General features: G+C 58.0%; 21 protein-coding genes and 1 pseudogene. 11 read left to right on the top strand and 11 right to left on the bottom strand.

Annotation, left to right across the window (positions count from 1 at the left end; genetic code table 11):
* Window positions 1-9: 9 nt before the first annotated feature.
* The 8 genes and pseudogenes from ccoS to ccoN form a co-directional block, all read right to left on the bottom strand.
* Window positions 10-168: a cbb3-type cytochrome oxidase assembly protein CcoS gene (gene ccoS / locus FZ934_RS20420; protein WP_153272750.1), complete on the bottom strand. Its 159-nt coding sequence runs from the start codon at window positions 166-168 to the stop codon at window positions 10-12.
* Window positions 165-2,438, bottom strand: a complete 2,274-nt coding sequence (locus FZ934_RS20415; protein WP_153272749.1) for a cation-translocating P-type ATPase — start codon at window positions 2,436-2,438, stop codon at window positions 165-167. The genes ccoS and FZ934_RS20415 overlap by 4 nt, the downstream gene beginning before the upstream one ends.
* The gene (locus FZ934_RS20410; RefSeq protein ID WP_153272748.1) at window positions 2,435-2,920 is read right to left on the bottom strand and encodes a FixH family protein; all 486 of its coding nucleotides are present in this window, start codon (window positions 2,918-2,920) and stop codon (window positions 2,435-2,437) included. Before FZ934_RS20410 ends, FZ934_RS20415 begins: the two co-directional genes overlap by 4 nt.
* Window positions 2,917-4,485, bottom strand: coding sequence for a cytochrome c oxidase accessory protein CcoG (gene ccoG / locus FZ934_RS20405; RefSeq protein ID WP_153272747.1), 1,569 nt, complete (start codon window positions 4,483-4,485; stop codon window positions 2,917-2,919). The genes FZ934_RS20410 and ccoG overlap by 4 nt, the downstream gene beginning before the upstream one ends.
* 459 nt (window positions 4,486-4,944) lie before the next feature.
* Window positions 4,945-5,808 carry a cytochrome-c oxidase, cbb3-type subunit III gene (gene ccoP / locus FZ934_RS20400; RefSeq protein ID WP_153272746.1) on the bottom strand — a complete coding sequence of 288 codons (864 nt, stop codon included), beginning with the start codon at window positions 5,806-5,808 and terminating at the stop codon, window positions 4,945-4,947.
* Window position 5,809: 1 nt separating this feature from the next.
* Complete coding sequence (locus FZ934_RS20395) at window positions 5,810-5,962, bottom strand: cbb3-type cytochrome c oxidase subunit 3 (protein WP_153272745.1); 153 nt, start codon at window positions 5,960-5,962, stop codon at window positions 5,810-5,812.
* A gap of 9 nt (window positions 5,963-5,971) precedes the next feature.
* A complete protein-coding gene (gene ccoO / locus FZ934_RS20390) occupies window positions 5,972-6,706 on the bottom strand; it encodes a cytochrome-c oxidase, cbb3-type subunit II (RefSeq protein WP_153272744.1) in 735 nt (244 codons plus the stop codon).
* 8 nt (window positions 6,707-6,714) lie between these two features.
* Window positions 6,715-8,336 (bottom strand): annotated as a pseudogene (gene ccoN, locus FZ934_RS20385) (cytochrome-c oxidase, cbb3-type subunit I).
* Between the two features lie 232 nt (window positions 8,337-8,568).
* On the opposite strand from ccoN, the gene FZ934_RS20380 reads away from it, so the two are divergent.
* The 7 genes from FZ934_RS20380 to FZ934_RS20350 all read left to right on the top strand — a co-directional run bounded on the left by FZ934_RS20380 (window position 8,569) and on the right by FZ934_RS20350 (window position 17,828).
* On the top strand, window positions 8,569-9,294 hold the full coding sequence (locus tag FZ934_RS20380; RefSeq protein WP_153272743.1) for a Crp/Fnr family transcriptional regulator: 726 nt from the start codon (window positions 8,569-8,571) through the stop codon (window positions 9,292-9,294).
* Window positions 9,295-9,308: 14 nt separating this feature from the next.
* Entirely contained in the window at window positions 9,309-11,231 is a 1,923-nt protein-coding gene (locus FZ934_RS20375) for a hybrid sensor histidine kinase/response regulator (protein ID WP_153272742.1), read from the top strand.
* 127 nt (window positions 11,232-11,358) lie between these two features.
* Entirely contained in the window at window positions 11,359-11,661 is a 303-nt protein-coding gene (locus FZ934_RS20370; RefSeq protein ID WP_153272741.1) for a hypothetical protein, read from the top strand.
* A 325-nt stretch (window positions 11,662-11,986) separates the two neighbouring features.
* Window positions 11,987-13,999, top strand: a complete 2,013-nt coding sequence (locus FZ934_RS20365; RefSeq protein ID WP_194273858.1) for a DNA cytosine methyltransferase — start codon at window positions 11,987-11,989, stop codon at window positions 13,997-13,999.
* A 1,153-nt stretch (window positions 14,000-15,152) separates the two neighbouring features.
* Window positions 15,153-15,596 carry a pseudoazurin gene (locus tag FZ934_RS20360; protein WP_153272739.1) on the top strand — a complete coding sequence of 148 codons (444 nt, stop codon included), beginning with the start codon at window positions 15,153-15,155 and terminating at the stop codon, window positions 15,594-15,596.
* A 55-nt stretch (window positions 15,597-15,651) separates the two neighbouring features.
* Window positions 15,652-16,179 (top strand): YcnI family copper-binding membrane protein, encoded by a 528-nt coding sequence (locus FZ934_RS20355; protein ID WP_153272738.1) that lies wholly within the window; start codon window positions 15,652-15,654, stop codon window positions 16,177-16,179.
* A 53-nt stretch (window positions 16,180-16,232) separates the two neighbouring features.
* On the top strand, window positions 16,233-17,828 hold the full coding sequence (locus tag FZ934_RS20350) for a copper resistance CopC/CopD family protein (protein ID WP_153272737.1): 1,596 nt from the start codon (window positions 16,233-16,235) through the stop codon (window positions 17,826-17,828).
* Between the two features lie 704 nt (window positions 17,829-18,532).
* On the opposite strand, the gene FZ934_RS20345 is transcribed toward FZ934_RS20350, so the two are convergent.
* The 3 genes from FZ934_RS20345 to petA are packed head-to-tail and all read right to left on the bottom strand — an operon-like array spanning window position 18,533 to window position 21,298.
* Window positions 18,533-19,417 (bottom strand): cytochrome c1, encoded by an 885-nt coding sequence (locus FZ934_RS20345; RefSeq protein ID WP_153272736.1) that lies wholly within the window; start codon window positions 19,415-19,417, stop codon window positions 18,533-18,535.
* 3 nt (window positions 19,418-19,420) lie between these two features.
* The gene (locus FZ934_RS20340; protein WP_153272735.1) at window positions 19,421-20,713 is read right to left on the bottom strand and encodes a cytochrome b; all 1,293 of its coding nucleotides are present in this window, start codon (window positions 20,711-20,713) and stop codon (window positions 19,421-19,423) included.
* 12 nt (window positions 20,714-20,725) lie between these two features.
* Window positions 20,726-21,298, bottom strand: coding sequence for a ubiquinol-cytochrome c reductase iron-sulfur subunit (gene petA, locus FZ934_RS20335; RefSeq protein ID WP_153272734.1), 573 nt, complete (start codon window positions 21,296-21,298; stop codon window positions 20,726-20,728).
* Between the two features lie 189 nt (window positions 21,299-21,487).
* On the opposite strand from petA, the gene napE reads away from it, so the two are divergent.
* From napE to napA, 4 genes are read left to right on the top strand one after another with little or no spacing between them, the layout of a single operon-like run.
* On the top strand, window positions 21,488-21,682 hold the full coding sequence (gene napE / locus FZ934_RS20330) for a periplasmic nitrate reductase, NapE protein (protein ID WP_153272733.1): 195 nt from the start codon (window positions 21,488-21,490) through the stop codon (window positions 21,680-21,682).
* On the top strand, window positions 21,618-22,190 hold the full coding sequence (gene napF, locus FZ934_RS20325) for a ferredoxin-type protein NapF (RefSeq protein ID WP_348649113.1): 573 nt from the start codon (window positions 21,618-21,620) through the stop codon (window positions 22,188-22,190). Before napE ends, napF begins: the two co-directional genes overlap by 65 nt.
* Window positions 22,183-22,467, top strand: coding sequence for a chaperone NapD (locus FZ934_RS20320; RefSeq protein ID WP_153272731.1), 285 nt, complete (start codon window positions 22,183-22,185; stop codon window positions 22,465-22,467). Before napF ends, FZ934_RS20320 begins: the two co-directional genes overlap by 8 nt.
* Window positions 22,442-24,946 carry a periplasmic nitrate reductase subunit alpha gene (gene napA, locus FZ934_RS20315; protein ID WP_153272730.1) on the top strand — a complete coding sequence of 835 codons (2,505 nt, stop codon included), beginning with the start codon at window positions 22,442-22,444 and terminating at the stop codon, window positions 24,944-24,946. Before FZ934_RS20320 ends, napA begins: the two co-directional genes overlap by 26 nt.
* Window positions 24,947-24,949 lie beyond the last annotated feature (3 nt).

Raw genomic sequence — 24,949 nt, 5'->3', positions numbered from 1 at the left:
CCGGCCACTCTAGCGCCGTGTTTCCTCTTGTTCGTCGTCCGCGAGAACACGCCAGGCCGCGCCTTCGAGATCCTCGTACTGACCGCTTTTGAGCGACCAGAGAAAGGCTACAAGGCCAATACCGCCCATCAGGAGCGCGATCGGGATCAGATAAATCAGCATGTTCATGCCGAAGTTGCCTCCGGCATCAGTCTGTCGGCCTCGCCCTTTGCCGGGTGCAGCTTGACGAAAGTGTTGAGACGCAACGCGTTGCTTACGACGATGAGGGACGACGTCGACATTGCGACCGCAGCGATAAGCGGAGTGGCAAACCCGGCGACGGCGATCGGTACGGCCAAGAGATTGTAGCCTATCGCAAGAGCGAAGTTCTGGCGGATGAGAGAAGCCGACCGCCGAGCCACTTCAATGGCGTGCGGCACCGCATCCAATCGTTCGTTAAAGAAGACGAGATCTGCGGCCTGTCGGCCGATGTCGGATGCCGTGGCAGGAGCAATTGAAACATGCGCGGACGCGAGGGCCGGCGCGTCGTTAATGCCATCACCTACCATTAGCACCTTGCGGCCCTCATCGCGGAGCCTATCGCACGCATCAACTTTCTGCTTAGGCGTCAGCGCCGCCAACGCCACATCGATTCCTAGCCTTCGGGCAGTGGTCGCCACGACGCCTTCGCGGTCTCCCGAGACCATCAAAGTCTTGATGCCCATATCGTGAAGTCGAAGGATCGAGTCGGCCGCGCCCGGTCTAACACTGTCTTCGAAGAAAAAACGGGCGACGACACGGCCATCCCTCGCCAGAACGACCTCGGAAAGAGTTCCGTGATCATGCGAAGGAGCACTGCCGCACGCGAACGAAAAGCTACCCATTCGATAGCACGTTGCGCCATCGGACGCTTCCAGACCGCCGCCCGGCACCTCCGTGACGTGATCGAAGGCAGAAGGCGACGCGATGACGCCACGGAAGAGAGCCTGGGAAAGCGGATGTCTCGAGTGGGCCGCCAAACCCGCGGCCACCGCGATATCCGCTTCATCCGATGCGTCCAGACTAACGAGCCGGGGAGTTCCCATGGTGAGCGTGCCGGTCTTATCGAAGGCCACTGCGTCGACTTCTGCGAGCCTTTCCAGGGCAGAGCCGTCCTTGACCATTATACCCCGACGAAAGAGTTCGCCGGCCGCCACCACCTGCACCACAGGAACTGCCAGTCCGAGTGCACACGGACATGTTATGATGAGGACGGCGACTGCGACGAGCATGGCCTGTTTCCAATCGCCGCCGATGAAACCCCATCCTAGGAAGGAGGCCAACGCAAGGAGATGCACGACAGGTGAATAAAGCGACGCGGCACGATCTGCGATGCGCCTGTACCTAGCCCTTCCACCCTCCGCAGCCTCCATCAGAGAGATGATTTCGGAGAGAAGGGAATCCTTTGCCATCTTGGTCGCCCGCACGACGAGGGAACCGGTGAGATTCATTGCGCCGGAACTTGCGTATGTCCCTTGGCGAGCCGCCACCGGGCTGCTTTCGCCGGTGACGATCGAGAGATCGAGATCGCTCTCGCCGCTGACGACGACGGCGTCAACCGGGATCCGTTCGCCCGCCGCCACTGCGATTTCGTCGTCGACAACGATATCCTCTACCGCAACGTATCGTCGCGAGCCGTCATTCTGTAACACCAGCGCGCCGCGAGGCGCTATGCGGGCAAGACCGTTAATGGCTGCCCGCGCCTTTTCCCGCATGACGTGGTCGAGAGTCCGACCGATAAGGAGAAAGAACAGCAGGGAGACGGTGGCGTCGAACCACGCGTGTTCGCCGTGGTGCATAGTTTCCCATAACGACACCGCATATGAAAGCGTCACAGCCAATGATATCGGCACGTCCATGTTGGTACGGCGATTTTTCAGCGCATTCCAGGCTGAGCGAAAAAAGAACCTTCCGGCATAGACAAGCGCTGGCGCAGCTATCATCGCCGAAATCCAATGAAACATGTCCCGTGTCGCGGCGTCCGCGCCGGACCAGACCGAAACAGAGAGCAGCATTATGTTGGCCGCAGCAAAACCGGCGACGCCAACGGCCAGCAGTAGCTGGTTGCGCGTCCTGTCGCGCTCGGCAACTGGCGCACAGAGATGGGCGCGATAACCCGCCTGTTCGATAGTCTCTAGGATGAGCGCCGGATCCGTTGGAGCACTGTGAGACGTCTCTTGGTAAACGCAAGTGACGCGACGGGACGTGAGATTGACCCTCGCCTTGCTGACAAACGTCAAAGCGGACAGAGCCTTCTCTATTGTCCCGATGCAGCCACCGCAGTGGACGTCCGGAACGCTCAGGTCGAGCTGGCGCAGTCCCTCCCCGAGCGAGTGGCTCGCAAGGGCGATCTCTTCCGAGCTGAAAGCCCTTGGCTTCATCGCGAGCACGGCCTCGGCGTTGATCATGCAGCATGTCATTGGCCGAACCCCGCCGTGTCGAAGCGCTGAGCTTCGTGCATCACAACCACGCCGTCCCGCTTCGAAATCAGCTCGACGATCCAGTCGCCAGAGGGAACGTGGCGGTTTGCCTCAAATCGCCCCCTCTCGACAAGCGTTAGCGATTCGATGAAGTCCTCATGGTCGCCCACAGGACGCCGAAAGTGAGCCTCGACTTCATCGGCTTGAGCTGGAGAGCCATCGCGATTGTGGAGCTTGTAAGTGAAGACATTGTCGTGCAGTGAGATCGCGCCCGTAACGCCCGTTGCCACCATTGCCTTTATTGCGGAAGCCTTCTGATTGAACTGCTGGCTCGCGACATAGGTGTTTTCGACGACCAGGCCGCTCCAGCTCGACGAGGCAAACCATGCCATCGTCACGTTCACCGAAACGACAACCGCAAAGAATCCGCACGTCGTCAAAAGCATGTGCTTGCCAGTGAATCCTTTCGAAACCGAAGTCATTGTTCTGCTCCAGGGGTGTTGAATGAGGCTCGGTACGTCGCGCGGTCCGAGTGGCCGTTGTCTTCGATTGAGAGCAGGAACTCCGAAACCGGAGCGCTCGCAGAGTGCCGCGTCACGAAGACTTTGAGGGTCGTCGCCGCATCCGGCGCGGCGTCGATCGTGAAGCTTCTGCTTTCCTGCTTGCCCAGCTCGGGGATACGCATCGTCGCGCCGTCCAAGCCGGTGATGCTTAACTCGATCTTTCGCGGCCTGGGAACCATGTTGAGGACGCGGATCGTGTAGCCGTTGCGGATGGACCCGTCACTTTCGAGCACGTATTGCGGGTTTCGGTCATGGACGACATTCAATTCCAGCCGTTCGCGCATCGCCAGATGGACGATCATTCCCACGCCGATCATGCACCATACCGTGGCGTAGAAGACGACGCGAGGACGGAAGATGATCCGCCAGTTGAAATGCCTGATCTGATCAACAAAGGTGCCGTCCGCTTTGCGGACCAACCCAGGCTGCACTGGCAGGCGACCATTGTCGGTCGCGATCGTCATGTTATTGGCGTACTCGCTCAAAGTCGCGTAAGCAATAAGGCCGCGCGGCTTGCCGATCTTGTCCATCACGCCATCACAAGCATCGATGCAGAGAGCGCAGGTGATGCATTCCATCTGCTGCCCGTCGCGTATGTCGATCCCCATTGGACAGACCGCCACGCAGGCGTTGCAGTCGACACAATCGCCCACAGGTTGACCGGTCGCCTGGGCCTTCTTGCTATGACGGGATCGCTGTTCGCCACGCCAGTCGTTATAGGTGACGACCAGCGAGTTTTCGTCCAGCATCGCTCCCTGAATACGTGGCCAAGGGCACATGTACGTGCACACCTGCTCGCGCATAAACCCGCCGAGTATGTAGGTCGTCGCGGTCAGCGTCGCCACGGTGGCATAAGCCACGCCGGCAGCGTGCCCTTGGACCAGAGACGTAAGAAGGGTTGGCGCATCGGCGAAATAGAAAATCCAGGCGCCGCCAGTTGCCACCCCGATCGCCAGCCATACCGCATGTTTAAGAACGCGCTTGCGGATCTTGTCGAAGCTCCAAGATGCGGCGTCCAGCTTTATCTGCGCGTTTCGATCGCCATCGATGGCGCGCTCTACCGCGAGGAAGAGGTCCACCCAGACCGTCTGTGGACAGGCATAGCCACACCATGCTCGGCCGACCGCAGAAGTCACGAGAAACAGCCCGAATCCGGCCATGACGAGAAGCCCAGCGACGTAATAGAATTCCTGCGGCCAGATCTCGATGAAGAAGAAATAGAAACGGCGGGAGGCGAGGTCCACGAGAATCGCTTGATCAGGGGCATATGGACCTCGATCCCAACGAATCCAAGGTGCAAGATAGTAGATACCGAGCGTGACCAGCATCACGAACCACTTCAAGCGTCGAAACCGGCCCTCTGCGCGCTTAGGAAAAATCTTTTTCCTTGCCGCGTACAACGGCTGGCCGTCCCTGCGGGTTTCCACCGCCGTACCGTCTACTCGTCGGACGTTCTTCGGATCAGGAGCTGTATATAGGTTCATGTGCAAATCCCACGGTTCGGATGCACTTTTGCTACGTTTGAGCGCTTCGATCCTTGATTCAGATCAAGGAAAAGACTTTCAAAAAAAAGGGCCGCGCTCCGGACAGGAAGCACGAACCCAAAAGACTGGAAATCATTGCCTTCGCGCAGCGGGCGCGATGCCGCTGCGCGAAGCTATCTCGACTACGCTGAAGGAGAGTATGATGCGTAGCCGTGAGGACTGCGGGGGAGACTTTCCGCTAAGACGTCCTCGCAGACCGTGGTTATCGGCTTGTCGTCGAGTGGTCTTTGAGCGAAGTCAAAGATATCATCGAACTACCTATCTTTTCGGGGTCTTCGCTCTCTCGTTCTGTAGTGACCGCCTTACCCCTGACCGAAACTCGCGAATGGATGACGGAACGCGGCGTGCCGTACAGGGCCAAGAGAGGATCATGATCGTGAGTTGTCATATGGCGGCTTCTCATTTCCCACCTCCAAGCGAATGGACGAAGACGGTCAGTTCCTTGACCGTCGTGTCGCCCAGGCGTCCAGCCCAAGCGGGCATGACGCCGTGCTTTGGCGAGGCCACCTGTCTTGCGATCGCTTCTTCCCCCTTCGCCTTGAGCCAGATCGCGTCCGCCAGGTTCGGAGCCCCCATCTCGACCTTCCCCTTCGCGTCCTCGCCATGGCATGCGGCGCAGTTGTCAAGGAAGATCTGTTTGCCGGCCTCGGCCAAAGCAGAATCGGAGGGCGTGTTGGTCAGGCCCCAGACATAGGCTGCAACCTGGTTGGTCTGGGTTGCATCAAGCGTTTCGCCGAAAGCAGGCATTTCAGATACATGGGTATCGGTGTCGGCATCGAAACGGATGCCGTGAGCGATTGTCGTCTGGATCGACTGCAGGTCGCCGCCCCAGAGCCAGTCGTCGTCGTTCAGATTCGGAAAGCCGGGCCCACCACTGGCGCCCGATCCGTGGCAGGGAGCACAATTGTTCTTGAAGGCCGATGCGCCGCCCGCGATCGCGAATTCCCGAAGCGTAGCATCGGCATCGATTTCCTCGACAGTCTTAGTGGCGATCATCTCGTGGAACTTTGCCTGACCTGCCTTTGCCTGATCGAGATCCTGCTGAAGTTCAGCTCGCGTCGAATACCCCAGGTAACCTTTGGTGGCAGAAGTTAGCATTGGAATGGCCGGATAGGCGATGGCATACCCTACGGCCCAAAGGATGGTGACATAAAAGGTCCAGACCCACCAACGAGGCATTGGGTTGTTCAGTTCTCGGATGCCGTCCCACTCGTGTCCCGTGGTTTCGACGCCGCTAACGTCGTCAATGTGCTTCTCGGCCATCTCAATCGTCCTTCAAGGGAATCGCAGCGGCCTCCTTGGCCGTCTGCTTGCCGCCGGGGCGGAGTGTGAAGGCGACGGCGCAGACGAAGAACGCCGCCATCGCCAGAAGCCCCCAACTGTCGGCGAAGTGCCGCATTGCCGTGTATGTTTCCATCAGATCACCTCATCGGTAGCCGGTCGCATCGTCGTAGGTCGAGAAATCGACCAGCGTGCCGAGCATCTGCAGATAGGCGACGAGAGCATCCATTTCCGAGAGCTTCTGCGGATCGCCGTCGAAATCGCCAATCTTGGCCTTGGGGTATCGAGCGAGCAGAGCTGTCGTATCAGCATTCGGGTCTGCCTGCGCCTTCATATCCGCCTCGGCATTGGCGATCATGTCATTGCTGTAGGGAACGCCAACATCCTCGTTGGCCTTCAGGTCCATGCCGACGTCTTTCACGGTGACGTCTTGGGTTTTCAAGAAGGCGTATTTAGGCATGATCGATTCTGGTACCACGCCCCTCGGATCGGAGAGATGCTGGACATGCCACTCGTTCGAATACCGGCCGCCGACACGCGCCAGGTCCGGCCCCGTTCGCTTCGATCCCCACTGGAATGGGTGATCGTACATGGATTCCGCGGCGAGCGAATAGTGGCCGTAGCGTTCCACTTCATCTCGGAACGGCCGGATCATCTGGCTGTGGCAGAGATAGCAACCCTCGCGAATGTAGATGTTGCGGCCGGCCAGTTCGAGAGGCGTGTACGGGCGCATTCCCTCCACCTTCTCGATCGTGTTCTGCAGATAGAAGAGCGGCGCGATCTCGACGATGCCGCCGATCGAGACGACCAGTAGTGAGCCGACGAGTAGCAACGTCGCATTCTTTTCGAGGATCTTATGTTTGTCCAGTATCGATGCCATGGTTCACCTCATTCGGCAGGCTGTGCCTGAGGCACATAAGCGGTGGGGATAGCGGCTTCGTCGCGCAGGCGTCCGCGGATCGTCATGAAGACGTTCCAGGCCATCACGAGCCCGCCCGCCAGGTAGAGCGTTCCGCCCAGCGTGCGCAGCACGTAATAGGGGAACATCGCTGAGACGGTTTCTGCGAAGGAATAGACGAGGAAGCCCTGCGAATTGTATTCGCGCCACATCAGACCCTGTTGAATGCCGGCGACCCAGAGAACGGCGGCGTAGACGACGATGCCCAGGGTGGCGAGCCAGAAGTGCCAGTTGACCATACGGAGACTGTAGAGCCGCTCGCGGCCCCAGAGCTTAGGCGTCAGATAATAGATGGCCCCGAAAGTAATCATACCGACCCATCCGAGCGCGCCCGAATGAACGTGACCGATGGTCCATTCTGTATAGTGGCTCAGCGAATTGACTGTTTTCACCGACATCATCGGGCCTTCGAAGGTCGACATCCCGTAGAACGCGATGGCAACGATCATCATGCGGATGATCGGATCGGTGCGGATCTTGTCCCACGCGCCCGACAACGTCATAAGACCGTTGATCATCCCCCCCAGGACGGCATCCACAGCATGATCGAGAAGACCATCCCGAGCGTCTGTGCCCAATCCGGGAGGGCAGTGTAGTGCAAGTGATGGGGGCCCGCCCAAATGTACATGAAGATCAGTGCCCAGAAATGGATGATCGACAGGCGGTATGAGTAGACCGGGCGGTTGGCCTGCTTCGGCACGAAGTAATACATCATCCCGAGGAATCCGGCGGTCAGGAAGAAGCCGACGGCGTTATGGCCGTACCACCACTGTGTCAGCGCATCCTGGACGCCCGAGAAGACCGAATAGCTCTTCGAGCCCAGGAAAGACACCGGGACGGCGAGGTTGTTCACTACATGAAGCATTGCGATGGTGACGATGAAGCCGAGATAAAACCAGTTCGCCACATAGATATGCGGCTCCTTACGCCTAAGGATCGTGCCGAGATAGACGACGAGATAGGCAACCCAGACGATGGTCAGCCAGATATCGACATACCATTCGGGCTCGGCATACTCGCGTGCCTGAGTGATGCCAAGCACATAGCCGGTGGCCGCCATGACGATGAAGAGCTGGTAGCCCCAGAAGACGAACCACGCGAGGCTACCACCGAACAGCCGAGCATGACAGGTGCGTTGGACGACATAGAAGGATGTCATGATCAGCGCGTTGCCGCCGAAGGCGAAAATGACAGCCGAGGTGTGGACGGGACGCAGTCGCCCGAAATTTAGGTAGGGCGCCAAATCCAGGTCAGGGAACGCGAGCTGAGCGGCGATAATCACTCCGACGAGGAAGCCAACCACGCCCCATCCCACCGTGGCGATCAACCCGTAGCGGATGACCTCATCGAAATAGCCGGAAGTCTCGACCTTGGACACCTGCCCGGCCCTCGAGAAGTCGATCCGACGCACGAGCAGCAACGTACCCGCAAACAGGCAGAAACATAGGATGCCCATATGGATCGCAAAAAGGTGGTCGTGGGCAAGGCCGGCCGCAACCAAGGCCAGAAATGCGGCCACCGCGACCACTATTGTTTCAATCGTGTAATTCATGACGTAGTCCCCATGCGCAGGCGACCGGGAACGACCGCCTTGCTCGTAGTTTGAGGAAGGACTGTCATGAGGGCGACGCCGGCTCCTTGATCTATATCAACGAACCAGCACAAAGACGCGCAGCCCGACGCTGTCACAAACTGTTACGAACAAGCACTAAATCGCACGCTGCTCTCATCGTGATGTGACTCGGGCAAGTTCTACTGGGTTCACTCAACGAGGGGACACCACGATGCTGATGCAGGGCAAGAACGCTTTCACGAATGCTCAACCGACCAAGCATGCGGTTGCAACCCCGATACTTTCTTCGGTCTTTCATGCTTGCCCGCTGGAAACGATCGCTGCCGGAGAAGCGATCTGCTGGGAAGGGGACGATGCCACGCATCTTTTCCAGGTGGTCGAGGGTGTTGTCCGCCTTCATCGCATCATAGGCGAAGGTCGACGGGTGATCATCGCCTTTCACTTTGCCGGCGACGTGATCGGCGCCTCCCTCCTGGAGACCTTCTCGTTCACGGCTGAAGCAGTCAATGAGTGCAAAATTCGCCGCGTCTCGCGCCGCAGCTTCCATCATGACGTCGCCCGTTGCGAAAATATCCGTCCGGCTTACATCGATCTTCTTTGCCGCGAGAACGCAGCGATCAATGACCAGATGGTGCTCCTTTCCAAAAAGAACGCCGAGGAACGACTCTGCAGTTTCATCGTCAATCTAGCCTCGCGCCCTGGAACGCGACGTCAGAACGTTCTCCGCGTGCCGATGAACCGGCAGGATATCGCGGACTATCTCGGGCTGACCATCGAGACCGTGTCTCGGACGATTACTAAGCTTGCGGCACGCGACGTCGTCGTCGCTGAGGGGCGGCATGATCTAAAGATTATTAGCATGGACAAGCTTGTCCGACTTTCCGGCGGAACTGATGATTTTTCTGACAAAACCTGCCATAGGGTCAGCTTACACTGATCGAAGGAACGGCCATGCCCCACCGCCTCATATCGCCGCGCACGGCGTCTTCGCAGGAGCTTGACGCGCTCGTGCATGTTCTTGACGGGGCTGACATCATCGTACACCGCTTCGAGGGCGCGATCACCCACTGGTCGATCGGCTGCGAGAACATGTACGGGTGGACGCGCGAGGAGGCGGTTGGCGAAACGGTCTTCGACCTCCTTGCGACGCGCTATCCGACACCCCGAGAAAACATTTTGACGCAGTTGAGGTCGCGCGGCTTCTGGCAGGGCGACGTCATACATCGTCATAAGAACGGATATGACCTGGACGTGGCTTCTCGGTGCGTCCTCGTAAATCTTTCAGACGGCGACATGGCCGTCATTCAGACCAACAGCGACATTAGCGCGTTGAAAAAGGCGGAACGAGCCATCAAATCGCGAGAGGCTCACCTAACTTCAATCCTTGAGACCGTTCCGGACGCGATGGTCGTCATCGACCAGAAGGGGGTCGTGATTTCGTTTAGCAAGGCTGCCGAAAAGTTGTTCGGGATGGACGCGGGCCAGATCTGCGGAAAGAACGTCAGCAATCTAATGCCAAATCCCTATCGCGATGCCCACGATGGATACATCGACCACTATCTCGACACCGGCGAAAAGAGAATCATCGGTTACGGCCGCGTCGTCACCGGCCAGCGCGCGGATGGGTCTCATTTTCCGATGGAACTTCACGTTGGCGAAGCAACGGCGAATGGCGAGCGTATCTTTACGGGATTTGTCCGGGATCTGACGAGCCGCCTCAAGATTGAAGAAGACCTGCGCCAAGCGCAGAAGATGGAGGCCGTGGGCCAATTGACAGGCGGACTGGCGCACGACTTCAACAATCTCTTGACGGTCATCAGCGGCAATCTGGAGATGATCGACGGCAAGCTGCCTCAGGGTTCCCTTCGGGATATGATCCGTGAAGCGCAGGATGCGGCAGCCGATGGCGCGAAGTTGACGGGGCAATTGCTCGCTTTCGGGCGACGACAGCCTCTCAGCCCCAAGCAGGTCGACCTTGGCGCCCTCGTGACCAGTTTCTCGGACCTACTTCGACGCACCCTGGGCGAGGATATCAAGCTTTCCACTGTCCTCACAGGCGCCCACTTCGAAGCGCTCGTCGACAGTTCACAGCTTCAAAACGCCATTCTGAACATCGCGCTCAATGCCCGTGACGCCATGCCAAAGGGCGGCAGCCTGACGACCGAGGTTTCGCGCGTGCGCTTGGACGCCGACTACGCCAAGATGTACCCGGAAGTTCGTAGTGGACACTTCGTACTAATATCGATGACGGACACGGGTTGTGGGATGACCGATGAGGTCAAGAAGCGCGCGATCGAGCCTTTCTTCACCACGAAAGATGTTGGGGCCGGCACCGGTCTTGGTCTCAGCATGGTGTATGGTTTCGTCAAGCAGTCCGGTGGCCATCTTCAAATCTACAGCGAATTAGGTCATGGCACGACCATCCGCATCTACTTGCCCGCTCTTGCCGAACCCAAACCCGCGCAGACGGCTTCGCCGGAAACCGCCGAGGTTCCACTTCCCCGTGGCACTGAGCTCGTGCTCGTGGTTGAAGACGACCCCCGAGTGAAAAAGGTGGCGGTCGCACGGCTGCAGCAAATGGGTTACCGCGTGCTGGAGGCGGACAGCGGGCGCAGAGCCCTGGAAATACTCGCGGAACATCCTGGGGTCGCCCTTCTATTCTCCGACATTGTCATGCCCGGCGGAATGACAGGGGACGAAATGGCGACAGAAGCGATTAAACAGCGTCCTGATCTGAGGGTCCTTTTCACATCCGGCTATTCGGAACCTGCTCTGGCATCCAAGGACGTGATCCCCGGCGCCGAGTGGCTTCGCAAGCCCTACACCGCAAGAGAATTGGCAGGAAAGATTCGCGAGCTGCTCGACCGGCCCTGAACCGCAGAAAGCGTCGGACTCTTTCAATTCTGCTAATCCTTTAACGGCCTGTTAACCATCGCGCCCCATTTTAGGAGCGCAGAGAAAAAGAAGGCACCTCCCGCGGCCGAGAGAACAGGATCCCGACATGCAATCCCACGCGAGCTCGACCACAGACGTGCCCTATGAACAGCTTGTGAAGCGGATCGAGGTGCTTGAGGAGCGAATGCGTTCCCACTTCAGCGTGATCGCAATCTTGGGGGCCGCCGCGGAATCTCCTAAAAAGCTTCTCGAAATGCTGTCCGCCTATAGCGACCGCCATGTAGGTGATGAAGTTCAGCAAACGGCCCCTCTCTGGTCCGACGTAGTGATCGCCAATGAGGTAAACGCGATCATGAGCGTCATCACGGCTCAGCACGCCGGTCTTCGTGTTATCAAAGGGCGAGATTAACTGAATACGAGCATCCCGGAGCGCCTCGCACCGGTTTTCTCCTGTGCGGATTATTAACCTGACGCCGATTCTCGCTTCAATCTGCTGCACCTCACGGCTGGGCGCAGATGCCATGGTTCATCGCCTGGTCGTTCTGGCCAGCCCGTCTAAAAACGCTCCGTATCAATCGTCGACTAGATCAAAAGCTTACTGCGCTCGCCGAGTTGGTCGAGAAGCCCGCAGGCGGTCCTCACGATTTCTTCCGGAGTGCAGACATTTTTAAAGAACTAATTGCCGGAAGAGAAACCTGCGATCCTTACTGATGCTCCGAAATGGAGCATTTGTTATGGAAATAAACACGAAAGCCAAGGCCCTTTCCGCAGCCAAAGATCGAATTAGCAAGCTGCAGGAACAGATGACCGACAAGGCTCTCAAGATGGCGTCCGAAGTCGAGAGGCTCCTCGAAACGACGACGACGAGAGAAGCCAAAGCGTTTCTTAAGGTACACTGCGGTCTGTCATCCAACGACCTCGGCACCTACGTTAAATTCTCCAGAACGCTCAAGGGTGCCGAAAATATCCTGAGAAGAGGGCGGGTTCCCTTCGCGGTGATGCAGAAACTCGCGATGACCGACGAAGTTACACGCGCAGAGGCACTGACAACGATGGCTGGCGGTGCACATCTGGATACAGCCGACATCAGCGCGATCCGACGCCGGAACAAAGCTGAGAGATTGTCCAAGGCGGAGGTTTTCGAAAAGCGTCGCGCCGCGACACTGAAGGCCGAACTCAATCGCCGCGCGGTTGAATCGGCCGTCATGCTTGATAGGGAAACAAACGCGTTTCTGGAATCCGTTGGCGAGTTCGAGAAACGCTTTCGATACTTCATCCGCAGCTTCTCCGAGGCTAGCGTTGAAGAGCCGGATACTCGTACAGAGTACGATCGAGAGTTTGACCGCATACAGGCGGAAGCTAGAATCTTGTTCAGTCGTTTTGCTTCTATGTTTGGCGCGGAACAGGATAAAGATGAAGATCTCTCGATTACCCGCGCAAGAACAGGATTCGATCGGTTTCTTAGTGGACGCTTCGCACACCGAGGCGGTTGGGCGCTTGAAGTAAACGATCCCGATCCAACGGATCTGACTGTCATGTGGTCACTGCTCGGGTTGACGAGCAGGCCGCGAGGCTCACATTCTTTCCGTAGACCGACACCTGCAAAGCCAACCGATCTGACTGCACCAACTCGTCGGCTCCGGTCCCTGGAGCTCTGTGCGGGCCTTGGGGGCATGTCACTGGGGCTTGAGGCCGCCGGGTTCGATCCTGAGGCGTTGATCGAATTCGATGCCGACGCGGCAGCAAGCCTTCGGGCGAATAGACCTCAGTGGAACGTCATCGAAAAAGACATGAAAGAGGTAGATTACTCTGTCTATCGTGGCCGTATCGCTCTCGTAGCCGGCGGTCCGCCTTGTCCGCCATATTCGAGAGCGGGAAAGGGCGCGGGCAAGTATGACGAACGAGATCTTTTCCCGGCAGTGACCGAGGTAGTTGATATCGTTAGGCCAAAGGCATTTATGTTCGAGAACGTTGAAGGGTTCAACGACGCCAAGCACGCCGATCACCGGGCCGAAATTTTCGCGCGCTTTGCGGACGCTGGCTACGCCGTGCGAACCGTCTCACTAAATGCTAAAGACTACGGTATTGCTCAAGAGCGTCCCAGGGTCTTCATCGTCGGGATGCACCCAGACGCCATGACACGGTTTCGAGCGCCACCGGCCTTCAGCGAATGGCGAGCGACCCTCGGGCATGCCCTTGAAGACCTGATGAGCGCCGGCGGGTGGTCCGGTGCGGCTGATTGGGCAAATCGGCGCAAGACGCAGATCATTGTCCGAAACAACAAGGAAGAGCTAGGCGGTCTCGGTTCCACACTTCTCGGCGAGAAGCGAATTGGTCGACAAAAGGAGATCGCCCGCTGGGGGCTGCGAGAGGTCTTGGTCGGGGAGACTTGGGATGCGCCTCCCACAGACGAAATGGCGTCCGCCGCAGGCGGAGGCTTTATTCCAGGTCTGACGATGCCCATGAAAATGCGGTTGACCGGATTGCCGGACGATCACTTGGTTGTCGGCGACAAGTCATCGCAGTCTCAGCAAATTGCGAATGCTGTGGTCCCGCGGGTAGCACAGGCCATGGGCATGGCAATCTACTCCGCCCTACTGGGAGTCGACTTCAATTGGGAGGCCGCATTGAGGACCCCCCGCTTGGCTTATGAGTCGAATACACCGGACAGGGTGAAGATCGACGCGCCTTCTCTCGCCAACCTGGCGTTCGCTACTGTGAAGAAGACCGAATCGACGGCTGTGTAGGCAGAACCTGATTGTTAGATTGGCAGTGGCGCCGTTTCCGCTCCCGCGGAGCGAAACAAAAAAAATGTCGTTCGATTACGAAGTGCTAGAAAGCGACTTCCGCCGTTACTTCACTAGTTTGGCGCCCTTTGTGGTAGGTGATCAAGCTAGTGAAGTGCTGGCGAAAGCGCGTGTCTGCAGGAAACTGTTATTCCGAAACCCCGAATGACTACTGAGATTTGCGACTGCGGCTCTGGGCTTTCGAACTACAAATTGAGCAGGTTCGTTCGGTTCGACGAAACAATCCTTCGCTCATTTATACGCAATTCGGATCAGATCCCCGAGTTGCCCCTTTCTCAGACGGTACTTCACTTCTCGACTCGCCTAGCCATTAGGGTTCGGTTTGAGTGAAGTAGTGCAAAACCCGACCAAACCACGAAAGCTGATATGTATCCGAACTTCCGAAATAAATGCCCTAAAAAGGGGAATCCGCGGCTGCTGGTAGCGATATGAACGGTTTTTGAGCGAAAGCTAGTGAAGTTCTGTGGGATACTAGTGAAGTTCAGTTGACGAGCTCGGGAAACACTAATGCCATCAGTCAGTTAAGAGCCGTTCGAAATTTGCGAATATATAGAAGATATGGCGGCTGCGCCCGACGCGCTTCAGATAACGCGATGACCGATCCGATGACGGCGGGATTTGACTCGGGCGCCGATTGAACCCCAAGATTTGAACATGCCCAAACAACATCATTCAGCTCGTTGCACGGTCTCGTGGTTGCGGGTCTTAACTCGAAAAGCCTCTCCCGCGGAACATGATTCCTCATCGCTCGCTATCCCGTTCGGATACTGGTGGCCAGATATCAGCCACGAGAAATTTCAGCCTCTTCAGGTCCGTCGAAACGGCCTGCGTCGGTTCGTCCGGAACACAGCCTAGCGACGCCCCTCGGGCTGAGAGCTTCGGAGGGACTTTCGTCATGGCAGAGAATGCCGATGATATAAAGGACCACGCCGGCCATCAAAGGATGAGAACGGGCTCGCAACGCTTCCGGTTCCCGCTTGCGGATTTTCTCAACTCTTTGCGCCAAATTTGACGCTGGTCAAAGAGCGGGGGCTGCCTATCGCATAGAACTCTTCCCGAGGCCAAGGTTGGCCCCTTACCACAGGAGAATGCAATGCGTTTCAATATCGGTCTGATCACTGCAACGGCGGTTCTGATCGCATCGGCTGCGCCGCTGATGGCGGCCGACCATGAAGTTCACATGCTCAACAAGGGCGCAGATGGCGTGATGGTTTTCGAACCCGGCTTCGTCAAGGTTGCCCCTGGCGACACCGTCACCTTCATCCCTACCGACAAGAGCCATAACGTGGAGACCTACAAGGGTCTGATCCCGGAAGGAGCGACTGATTTCAAATCCAAGCCAAGCGAACAGTATCAGGCCAAGTTCGATGTCCCCGGCGCCTACGTCGTCAAATGCACACCGCATGCTGGCATGGGTATGGTCGCACTGATCCAAGTGGGCGACGCACCGGCCAATCTTGAGGCAATCAAGACCGCGAAGGTGCCGAACCCTGTGCGCAAGCGCCTCGACGCCGATCTCGCACAAGTCACCCAGTAAGTCGCACGGACGATGGCGGCCTCCCAAAAGGGGCCGCCCCGCCAAGGAGACAATGATGTTTAAGCATGCAACGATCGCCGTAGTCGCCGCACTCTTTACTGTTGGGACTGCATACGCGCACGCAACTCTCGAGCAGACACAGGCAAATCCTGGAAAAGCCTACAAGGCGGTCGTGCGTATCGGGCACGGCTGCGAAGGCAAGCCGACAATCAAGGTTCGCATCAAGATTCCCGAGGGCCTGCTCTCTGCCAAGCCAATGCCTAAGCCCGGCTGGAACATCGAAAAGATCAAGGGGTCCTACGCCAAGACGTACGAACTCTGGGGCGAGGCCGTTAAGGACGGAACGACGGAGATTGTTTTCTCGGGCAACAGCCTGCCTGACGACGAATATGATGAATTCGTATTCCGAGGTACGGTGGCCAAGGAACTTCCCGTTGGTACCCGCGTCTACGTCCCCATCGTTCAGGAATGCACCGATGGCGCCGCCGAACGCTGGATTGAGATCCCTGCTGCGGGAAAAACGTCTGACGACTATGAAACTCCCGCGCCGTTCTTCGACATCGTCGAGCAGCCCCGATCATAAAACAGGGAATGCCGCTCATGTGGCCTATCGCACGTGCGTGGGCGGCCCTCCCCATGCAAGCAGCAGTCCTGTTGGTTCTGCTGCTCTCAGCCGTTGTTCCGGCTCCCGCACACGCTCACGCGGTGCTCATCTCGTCCTCTCCCGCCAACAATCAGGTTGTGAACGACGCGCCGGCGGAGATTCAACTTCATTTCAACGAGCCCGTGAAAGTCGTTAGGGCGAGCGCCCGGCTCACCAACGACAAAAGCATTGATCTTGTCTCTTCGGGCGGGGGTGCGGACATAACGCTCCGACTTCCGTCGGTTGGCCGCGGCACCGTGATCGCCAGCTACCGTGTCGTTTCGGAGGACGGTCACCCAGTCGGGGGCACGGTTGTGTTCCACGTCGGAGCGGTTTCTCAAGCTCTCGCTGACTCGTCTGAAACACCTTCAGTCGCCCTAGATACCGCCATTTGGCTCATTCATGTCGCCTCGATCATCCTTTTAGCGCATGTCGTGGGCGGAAGGTTGTTCTGCGCGCTGTTCAATCCTTCGGACGCTGGTGTCCAGAGACCACTTTTTACTGCGTTCGCAGGATTCGCTCTTCTTGGGTCGGGGCTCTATCTCCAAGGACTCGACGAAATTGGCTCAGACCTCACGTTCGCCGGCGCAACGCCGCTATCGATGGCCATTCGAAGCAATGTTGCGGTAGCCGGGGGCTTATTCCTAGTTGCGCTCATTCTCGCCGCGCTACCGCCATTCCGAACCCGGTCGTTCACTTTGGCGACCGCGGCGATCGCAATCGCTGTTGCTTCCGCAGGGTTCACTTTCACCGGACACAGCGCAGTAGTCACCCCCGCATGGTTGGCGAAGACCTGCATCTTTTTCCACGGAGGGATTCTTCTATTCTGGATAGGCAGTCTTCCGCCGCTCTGGCGTCTAAGCCGTCGCCCCTCTCGCCAGATGTCCTTAAGGTCCTTTTCCGCCGCAATACCGATTCCCTTCGTCGCGATGCTGCTCGCCGGCCTCACCCTTGCCTTTCTTGAGCTTCCTAGTCTTGGTTCGATGCTAGATTCGATGTACGGCCGCGTGCTCCTCGTCAAAATTGGCTTGGTTGCGTTGCTGTGCGCGCTCGCAGCCTACAACCGATTTTGGCTCACCGGCGCGGCCATCCAGGGAGACATCTCGGCCTGCGGGCGACTTCGGATTAGCATAACGGCCGAGATCGTGCTTGCTGTCGTCATTGTGGGCGTCGCGTCTCTGTGGCGCTTCGCCGGACCCGACCAGCTCCAATACGCTCTCCTCCAGCCGCTATCGATCCATATTCATACAGAAAAGGCCATGGCTCAATTCGAACTGGAGCCGAAATCTCATGATACCGCGAGCGTGCATGTCACGATACTTGCATCCGACTTCGGTCCGATGCATCCGAGGGCCGTTACATTACGTCTTTGGAACCCCACTGCAGGGGTCGAAGCGATAAGATATGAGCTACTCAATTCCGGGGATGGCGAATGGAGGGCTGAGAATGTCCCCTATCGAAGTCCCAACGGGTGGAGGGTAGACGTCCAAGTGCTTATCGACGATTTTACCACCGCGCATCTCGAAGCGGGTCTGGACGACGCGGTGGATATTGATGGATCGGCCTCAGACACCAACCGTTCCCAATGAAGGTGAAACCTCACCACCCACAATGCAACATAATTCGGGTCAGATGAATAATAACCGTTTGCTTTTTGTACTCGCTGTTCTCGACAATGGTTACGAACGAAACTTCGTAACGCACGAGGTTCGGATCGTAGACGATTGCCTTGTGGCGCTCGTGGGCAAGGCGTCGCAGTCCTTCAAGATGGAGGACGTCATCGACCTTGTCCTCGTGGACCTCGCCACCGATCGAACGTTATCCGTTGCCCCGCACTGTCCAGGCGTGCATCCGCGATTGCGTCAGTGCCAGCCACCGCCAGTTTGGTGATCGCACGCGCAATTGTCGCCGTAGCTACCCCCGCCTCCGGATATTCCCCCGCTTGAGGCTGGCTCCGCGACCTTTGGACAGGCGATCTGCACTTTGACGATCTTGGCCGGCTGACTCGTGCACTGAGTGCCGAAGTCCGCCGAATTGTCGCGGTTCTCGGCACAACTCAGGGCGACGGGCAGAATTTCATATCGATAGCAGGCAGCGGCTTGAGCTGAACCTGCTAGTGTTGCGACTGCAACTAAGCAAAGGCCTAGGTCTGTGATCTTGCGCATCGGTTCTCTCTCCTGTTGAGCACGGGTCACCTCATCCTGGAGCGAGACGCCGGCGGCTATTTGCGCCGGCGCAAAGACGAGACGTTTCCGCGCCCGTCTCGGATAGCTTGCAGATTTTCCGAGTCGTTTCAGTTCTTACCCGAGTAAACCGAGCGCTTCGTCAGATAGACCAGGCCGGAGAAGACTATCAGGAACACCATCACCATGAACCCTGTCCGTTTGCGTTCCTCGAGATGGGGCTCGGCAGCCCACATGAGGAAAGCCGATACGTCGCGAGCATACTGGTCGACGGTCTGGGGTGATCCGTCCTCATAGGTGACCTGGTCGTCGGAGATTGGTTTGGGCATGGCGAGCGCGGCGGAATGGGCGAAATACGGGTTGTAGTTCGTTCCCTCCGCGATTTCGAGTCCAGCCGGGGGCGTCTCGTCGTAACCAGTCAATAGCGAGTAGATGTAGTCGGGGCCGCCTTCCTGATACCCGCCGATGCCTGGCAGCATATCGATAATGAACTGTGGGAAGCCGCGAGTAATGCCCCTCGCCTTCGCGATCAGCGAGAAGTCAGGGGGAGCTGCACCGTTGTTGGAGGCTGCGGCCGCTTCGGCGTTCGCAAACGGCGACGGGAAGTAATCGGAAGGCACGGCTTTGCGGGTGTACATATCACCATTGGCGTCCGGGCCGTCCTGCACCTCGTGGGCCGCCGCGAAAGCCTTCACCTGCTCGTCGCTGTAACCTAGGTCGGCCAACGAACGATAGGCTACCATTCTCATCGAGTGGCACGCAGAACAGACCTCTGTGTAGACCTTGAGCCCACGTTGAAGCTGTTGCTTGTCGTAGTGGCCGGTAAAGCCCGCAAACGACCACTCCTGTTCCTTCGGATGTCTCAGAGGATAGTGTGGGGTCGTCCCTTCCGTGTGCAGCGCGGGCGGCTGCGGAGGCGCCTCCTCGGCGCAAGCGGAATGTGCGAGGAGCGCTACCATGGCCGATGCGCCAATCGCTGATATCAATTTGATCATATGTCAGTTCCTATCGAACGGATTGACGGTAGTCGCCTTGGCCGCAGACTTACCCTGCTTTTCGAGCACGGCTTCCGTGATCGAGTTCGGCACACGGCGCGGTGTCTCGACGAGACCAAGCACCGGCATGACGACCAGAAAGAAGGCGAAGTAAAGCAGCGTGCAGATCTGCGAGATCGTGGTGTAGAGGCCTTCCGCCGGCTGAGAGCCGAGCCAGCCGAGGATGATCGCGTTGATCACGAACAGCCAGTAGAACAGCCTGTACCACGGACGATAGACCGCCGAACGAACGTTCGAGGTGTCGAGCCACGGCAGGAAGAACAGCACGATGATCGCGCCGAACATGACGAGAACGCCTGCAAGCTTCGAGTCGATCGGGCCGACGTTGAAGGTGATCGAGCGCAGCATCGCGTAGAACGGCAGGAAGTACCATTCCGGAACGATGTGAGCCGGCGTCTTCAACGGGTCTGCCGGAATGTAGTTGTCGGCGTGACCGAGGAAGTTCGGCAGGTAGAAGACGAAGTAGGCGTAGACGAGCAGGAAGATCGAAACGCCGAGCGCATCCTTGAGGGTCGCATAAGGCGTGAAACGGACAGTGTCCGTCTTCGTCTTGACTTCGACGCCCGTCGGGTTCGTCTGGCCGGTGACATGCAGCGCCCAGATGTGCAGGACGACGACGCCGGCAATGACGAACGGCAGCAGGTAATGCAGCGAGAAGAAGCGGTTCAGCGTCGGGTTTTCGACCGCGAAGCCACCGAGCAGGAACTGCTGAAGCCATTCACCGATCAGCGGGAATGCCGAGAAGAAGCCGGTGATGACAGTCGCGCCCCAGAAGGACATCTGACCCCAGGGCAGAACGTAGCCCATGAAGCCGGTCGCCATCATCAGGAGATAGATGAGAACGCCGAGGATCCAGAGGATTTCGCGCGGTGCCTTGTAGGAACCGTAGTACAGGCCGCGGGCGATGTGCAGGTAGACCGCGACGAAGAAGAAGGACGCGCCGTTGGCATGCATGTAGCGCAGCAGCCAACCGTGGTTGACGTCACGCATGATCTTTTCGACCGAGTTGAACGCAACCGTCGTTTCGGCGGCATAGTGCATGGCGAGCACGACGCCCGTCAGGATCTGCACGATCAGCATCACCGACAGCATGGCGCCGAAGGTATAGGCATAGTTCAGGTTACGCGGAACCGGGTATGCAACGAAGCTGTCGTAGACCATACGCGGCAGCGGCAGGCGCGCATCGATCCATTTTTCTAAGCCCGTCGACGGGCGATATTCTGATTCACCACTCATTTCGGGCTCCTATCATCCGATCTTGACCACGCCATCGCTGACGAATTCATGCGGCGGGATCGGAAGATTCTCAGGAGCCGGGCCTTTTCGGATGCGGCCGGCTGTGTCGTAGACCGATCCATGGCAGGGGCAGAACCAACCATTGTATTCGCCGGCCTGACCAAGCGGCACGCAGCCAAGATGGGTGCATGAGCCGATCATGACGATCCAGTTCTCCTTACCTTCGCCTGCAGACCTATCGGTCCCCGTGGCTTGGGCTTCAGCGGGAAGGTTCGCGTTGCGCGCCACCGGATCCTTTAGATCTGACAGCGGCGTGTCCGCAGCCGCCTTCACCTCTTCAGGCGTGCGATTGCGGATGAATACAGGCTTGCCTCGCCACTTGGCTGTCAGCGACATGCCAGGCTCGAGACTGGAGACGTCTACCTCGATGGACGCCAGCGCCAGCGTGGACGCGTCCGGACGCATCTGGTCGACGAACGGCCAAGCGACGGCCGCCGCTCCTACGGCCCCCGCTATGCCCGTTGTCAGGTAGAGAAAATCACGGCGGGTCGGCCCACCTGTCTCGTCTTCTTCGCTGCCAGTCATCACGCGTATTTCCTTGATCTTTGTTGAACTTGACCAATCCAACGCTGGGACGGCCAGCCGGTTGTCTACGATCAACATCGTCAAGCCTGTTTGCGCTATATCAATGATGGTGGTGTGTTTTGCCTGTCCGGTCGCCCATTAGCTTGATTTTGATACAACTTATGCTAAACAAAACTAGGAGGTCGAGCGATGACAGAGCTTGCGGGGAAGGCTCCAGAGAAACACGAACGGCAGGCTAGCCGTCGGTTCGAAACGCTCGTCTTTATTATCCTGGCATTCGCGATATGGCCCGTGGTAGCTGTCGGCGTGGTCGGCGGCTATGGCTTCCTGGTCTGGATGTTCCAGATTGTTTTCGGCCCTCCTGGGCCGCCCTCGAGCCATTGAGGACGGCATGTCGCAGCGACCGTCCCTATCTCGACGACAGCTCCTATCTGGTCACGTGCGATCTGACGCAATTCGCCCGCCGGGAACGTCAACAATGCTTCTCTCAAGCGCGTGCACGGGCTGCGGATTGTGCGTAGAGCGATGTCCCACCGGGATAATCGTTATTGATGGAGGGCTTCCGAGGCTCGAATTTCGCAATGGCGAGTGCACGTTCTGCAGCGAGTGTGCGCAGGTCTGTCCCGAACCGGTATTCACCCTGTCCTCTGCGCGCACTATTCCTTATGTCGCGACCATTGGAGGCGAGTGTCTGGCTGTGCGCGACGTCGCCTGTCAATCGTGCCGTGACGGTTGTCCGGAGGACGCCATACGTTTTCGCCCGCGAATCGGCGGGCCATTCCTACCTTCCATAAATGCCGATCGCTGCTCTGGATGCGGAGCGTGCGTTGCGTCATGCCCCGTTGACGCGGTTGAGATGGAGAGTCATTCGCCGGAGGGTTTGCATGCCTGATCGAGCGACCCGCCATCATATTTCCAGCGCTGTCGTTGCGACGATGCCAGCGTTCACTGCCTCTGTCGGCTGTGCGCTTGCAAACATGGCAAGCATTGAGGTTCACGGCGTGGAGAACGGCAAGTTCATCATCGTTATCGAAGGCTCGAGTACGGGAGAGCTCGGAACGGCGCTGACTAGCATCTCTCTCCTGGAGGGGGTTATCGCGGCGAATATGGTTTTCGAGCATGTCGAAGAGGAGACGCAGGACGATGACCGGAGAGTTCAACAGGCGTGATGTTCTGAAGGCTCAGGCGGCGGCACTTGCGGCGGCGGCCGCGGGCGTGACTCTTCCCGCGGCCGCGCAGCCAGTCCCTGGCGGCGTAACCGCCCTCGAAATCAAGTGGTCAAAGGCGCCTTGCCGCTTCTGCGGAACCGGCTGCGGCGTAATGGTCGGTGTCAAGGCCGGACAGGTGGTGGCAACCCACGGAGACATGCAGGCGGAAGTCAACCGAGGCCTCAACTGCATCAAGGGATACTTCCTTTCCAAGATAATGTACGGCGAGGACCGCCTGACGCGGCCCCTTCTGAGAAAGCGCGACGGCGTCTTCGCGAAGGACGGAGAGTTCGAGCCGGTAAGCTGGGACGAAGCCTTCGACGTGATGGCCGCGCAATGCAAAAAGGTATTGAAGGAGAAAGGGCCGACGGCAGTAGGCATGTTCGGCTCCGGTCAGTGGACCATTTTTGAAGGCTACGCCGCTACGAAACTCATGCGCGCGGGCCTCCGGTCAAACAATCTTGACCCGAACGCGCGGCATTGCATGGCCTCCGCCGCCTATGGGTTCATGCGCACGTTCGGGATGGACGAGCCCATGGGCTGCTACGACGACTTCGAAGCTGCTGACGCCTTCGTCCTCTGGGGTTCGAACATGGCCGAGATGCATCCGATCCTGTGGACCCGCGTAGCCGACCGAAGGCTCGGCCAGCCGCACGTACGTGTGGCCGTGCTTTCGACCTACACGCACCGGAGTATGGATCTGGCCGACATCCCGATTGTCTTTAAGCCGGGAACGGATCTTGCCATCCTCAATTACATCGCAAACCACATCATCCAGACCGGGCGGGTGAACGAGGCCTTCGTGAAGGATCACACGAAGTTCGCGAAGGGTGTCACGGACATTGGCTACGGGCTGCGCCCTGACAATCCGCGTGAACAGGAAGCCGCGAACTCGGTAGACCCAGGAAAGACTGAACCGATCGATTTCGACACCTTCAAGCAGCACGTTGCGGAATACACTCTCGAAAAGACTTCAGAACTTACTGGGGTCGATCCAGGGTTTTTGGAGCAATTGGCTGAACTTTACGCCGATCCAAACCGCAAGGTGATGTCACTCTGGACAATGGGTTTCAACCAGCATGTTCGCGGCGTCTGGGCCAACCAGATGGTCTATAACCTGCATCTACTAACCGGAAAGATCTCGGAGCCTGGCAACAGCCCTTTCTCGCTTACGGGCCAACCTTCTGCGTGCGGCACTGCGCGCGAAGTAGGCACGTTCGCGCATCGCCTTCCCGCCGACATGACCGTGACCAATCCCGAGCACCGAAAGCATGCGGAGGAGATTTGGCGGATACCGCATGGGATCATTCCGGAGAAGCCTGGGTATCACGCCGTACAACAGGATCGCATGCTGAAGGACGGGAAGCTGAATTTCTATTGGGTACAGGTGAATAACAACGTACAAGCCGGCCCCAACACCAGCAATGAGACGTGGCAGGGCTATCGAAACCCCGAGAACTTCATCGTTGTATCCGATGCCTATCCCACCATCACCGCCATGAGCGCTGACCTAATCTTGCCGGCAGCGATGTGGGTGGAGAAAGAGGGCGCCTACGGAAACGCCGAAAGACGAACTCACGTTTGGCATCAACTCGTTCAAGCCAAGGGCGAAGCTCGATCGGATCTCTGGCAACTTATGGAGTTCTCGAAGCGCTTCACGACGGACGAAGTTTGGCCGAAAGAAATCCTAGACGAACATCCCGAATACCGCGAAAAAAGCCTTTTCGACGTGCTTTTCAAGAACGGTGAGGTCGACCGGTTTCCGCTTAGCGAGGTGGACGCTGAGTATGATAACAATGAAGCCAAGGCCTTCGGCTTCTACGTCCAAAAAGGGTTGTTCGAGGAATACGCTTCGTTTGGTCGCGGACACGGTCACGATCTCGCGCCCTACGACATGTACCACCAGGTGCGTGGACTACGGTGGCCGGTCGTCGATGGCCAAGAAACCCGGTGGCGGTATCGCGAAGGATTTGATCCCTATGTGAAGCCTGGCGAGGGCGTGAAGTTCTACGGCCAGAAGGATGGCAAGGCGGTCATACTGGCAGTCCCGTATGAACCCCCTGCGGAATCTCCCGATGACGAGTTCGACTTCTGGCTAGTCACAGGGCGCGTGCTGGAGCACTGGCATTCCGGCTCGATGACGATGAGGGTCCCGGAACTGTATATGGCGTTCCCCGGCGCCCGGTGCTTCATGAACGCAGAAGATGCTCGCAAACGCGGCATCAATCAGGGGGCAGAGGTCCGCATTATCTCCAGACGGGGGGAAATCCGGTCCCGGATCGATATCCGGGGACGGAACAGAATGCCCACCGGGGTGATCTTTGTCCCCTGGTTCGATGCGAGCCAGTTGATCAACAAGGTGACGCTCGATGCCACCGATCCAATCTCCAAACAAACGGATTTCAAAAAATGCGCGGTCAAGATACTCCCCGCTGTTTGAAGC

It is taken from the genome of Rhizobium grahamii, assembly GCF_009498215.1.
In the GTDB taxonomy this organism is placed as follows: Bacteria; Pseudomonadota; Alphaproteobacteria; order Rhizobiales; family Rhizobiaceae; genus Rhizobium; species Rhizobium grahamii_A.
The sequence above is the reverse complement of the archived record's forward strand: the minus strand, read 5'-3'. Positions and strand labels throughout refer to the sequence as shown.